1 protein-coding gene is annotated in these 581 nt (G+C 56.5%); it reads left to right on the forward strand.

Annotation, left to right across the window (positions count from 1 at the left end):
* Positions 1-19: 19 nt before the first annotated feature.
* Positions 20-581, forward strand: a 562-nt coding sequence (locus EOA60_RS36375; protein WP_245502725.1) for a CocE/NonD family hydrolase, incomplete at its 3' end; no start/stop codon positions are given.

A 581-nucleotide genomic window follows, 5' to 3' on the forward strand; every position in this document is an offset into this window, starting at 1 on the left:
GGAGCATGGCTATGTACGAATGAAAGACGGGGACCGATTAGCGGTTGTTGTCTGGCGGCCGCACAAAGAAGGGCGCTACCCTGTGTTGCTCCAGTATTCACTCTACGGTGATAGCGGGATGTCGTTTCAAACTGCGAAGCAGTTCTTGGAGGCGGGTTATGCGGTTGTCGGTGCGACCGCTCGAGGTACTGGATGCTCCGAAGGAGTCAACTTCGCTCCGTACAGACCGAACGAAGGGCCCGATGGCGCCCAGATCGTGGAATGGGCTGGAGTGCAGCCGTGGAGCACGGGCAACGTCGGCATGATCGGAAACTCAAATCCTGCCATCATGAGCTACCTTGTTGGTGCGGAACAGCCGCCGCACTTAAAGGCCATCGTCATGGCTGGAGCCTCGACCGTCCATGACGGCTTCTTTTTGGGCGGAATGTTTCAGGCGAGCTATGCCGGGGAGTGGCTCACGGGAGGTCAGGAAGCTAATGCTCGGAGCGGTGCTGAAAGGCGCATAAGCTGGGGGGATAAAGAATGTGAAGAGATCCTTGCAAGCCACAAGCCATACGACTTGTTTTACGAAATGCAAGAAC

It is taken from the genome of Mesorhizobium sp. M1A.F.Ca.IN.020.06.1.1, assembly GCF_004023265.1.
GTDB lineage: Bacteria > Pseudomonadota > Alphaproteobacteria > Rhizobiales > Rhizobiaceae > Mesorhizobium.